This window comes from Pseudomonas sp. ICMP 10191 (assembly GCF_001467335.1).
GTDB lineage: Bacteria > Pseudomonadota > Gammaproteobacteria > Pseudomonadales > Pseudomonadaceae > Aquipseudomonas > Aquipseudomonas cerasi.
In genome coordinates this window covers 1-1,866 of the sequence record NZ_LKGW01000183.1, presented here as the reverse complement: position 1 = coordinate 1,866, position 1,866 = coordinate 1, and the positions used below count along the sequence as shown (strand labels likewise).

The 1,866-nt window shown below is 47.9% G+C and carries 2 protein-coding genes; both read right to left on the bottom strand.

Features of this window, described 5'->3' with window-relative positions:
* Positions 1-236: 236 nt before the first annotated feature.
* Positions 237-845 (bottom strand): DUF1963 domain-containing protein, encoded by a 609-nt coding sequence (locus tag AO388_RS28270; protein WP_083515891.1) that lies wholly within the window; start codon positions 843-845, stop codon positions 237-239.
* A gap of 6 nt (positions 846-851) precedes the next feature.
* Positions 852-1,866, bottom strand: a 1,015-nt coding sequence (locus tag AO388_RS28265; protein WP_177343145.1) for an RHS repeat domain-containing protein, incomplete at its 5' end; no start/stop codon positions are given.

Here is a 1,866-nt window from a genome sequence, read left to right as displayed (position 1 = left end):
TGGGTGCGGTAGACCTCGCGGTGCAGGTCGTCGCGTTCCATGTCGCTGATCAGTTGGTCTACAACAAGAGTCATGTAGCACAGGTTCGCTCAGACACCGCTTCTTAAAGCTTCTGGCCTCGTTCTTTAAGAAGCGGCAATCGAGCTCAACTGTAAAATCACCAAGTTTTTAAAAAGCAGTAATCCGACATACTCGCCTAGCCGGATAGTACTCACTCACTACTGTCTAACAATTAATCATGCTGTGTGCACAAAAAACAGCCCACTGCCTGAGCCATCTTTTTTCAAAAGAAGACATCCAACGGCATCGGTCAAATAAAATATATCTTTAAATGGCTCAGGGAAATCTGAGGAGTACAACTGCATTACAAACTCATACTCTTTCTGCAAATCTGGAGGTAAGGATACTCCATTAGGTGGGGTATTCGTAAGCATTGAGAATACTGGATACTCATCATGCCCTACTTCTCTTTCTTTAAATTCCGTATGTACTTTCGGAATTGATTCATTCGGACTTACTATTTCAGAATCAGAATTCCCTATAATTACTAGGGTGTACCCACTCAGTATCAGCTCTAGCTCAGAAGTATCGCCACTATACGTAACGTTGTCGAGAAAATAATCAGAGCGACTGTAAGTTGAAAATATATACAGTATACCCTCCTCCGGGATTGAGCTGAAGCCAGAAAGTTTTTTGAGGTTAGCGCACTCTATAGTGGCAACTAACACAAGACTTTCTCCGTTGGGGTTAGTCGGCCAAGCATTTAATTTTACTGAGCTGCCACCCATGATAACGCTAGAGCGCTCAGCGTTGTCTGATAAAATAATTTCTTTAACTAATACCATATTTAATTACCCACACCCATTAAGGCTGCTATGAAACTTCTTGGCCATTCTTTTTAACTCTTTCACTCTAGACTTAGGAACCCCACTTTTCCGAAGCGCTCCTGAAGTGATGTCTAGCTCACGCTTTAGAGATGATGCAAATTCATTCCTACCCAAACCTTGGCTCTCACGTATTTGCGCCTCATGCCAATGAGCACCACCAATACCTCTTGTATCTTTCATTGGGCCTCTAGTGTGATGATCTAGATCCAACGCAATAGATGGATTTCCTGGAAGCCTAGTACTTTTCTCCGCAAGATTCTGCTGGACTAGATATTCGTGACGGAGGAGTTCGTGAGCTTGTAAACCATCTCCAACGTGAGATGACCCGTTAAGTCCTCCATAGGTTCCTAATTCAAAAAGCGTAGCTAAACCCTGCGGATCAATCCAGCCGATTGCACTTGGAGCATACTGATAAAGATTAACCCCACCCAACAACCCAATCGGATCCTGCGTTATAAACCGCCCAATCTCCGGGTCGTAATACCGAAACGTGTTGTAGTGCAGCCCCGTCTCGGCATCAAAATACTGCCCCTGAAACCGCAGGTTCTGCTCAACCTCGTTCACCACCAGCTTCTCCACCGCACCCCATGCCCGGTACTTCGCCTGCCAGACGATCTGCCCTTCGGCGTCGGTCATTTCCAGCGGTGTGCCGATCTGGTCGGTGTGGAAGTAGTAAACCTTGTTCTCTACCTCGCCTTCTTTCTCGTCCACACGGGCCAGCGGCGCATAGCTGCCGGGCTCGTAGAGGTACAGGCTGCTCTGGCCCGGACTTTCCTCACGCAGCATGCGCAAGCCTTGCCAGAGGAAGCGTTTGTGGTCGGTGTGGCCTTTTATTTCGGACTGTTTGGCGACTCTTCGGCCCAGGCTGTCGTATTGGTAGCTGCTGGTGCTTTCGACCTGCGTGTCGGCCATGGTTTCGGTTTTGACCAGGCGGTTTTCGCAGTCGTAGGTGAAGGTCTGCCAGCGCACGATGCCGACG

Coding starts and splice junctions, on each gene's coding strand:
- AO388_RS28270 (WP_083515891.1), bottom strand. CDS start 845: ATGGTATTAGTTAAAGAAATTATTTTATCAGACAACGCTGAGCGCTCT.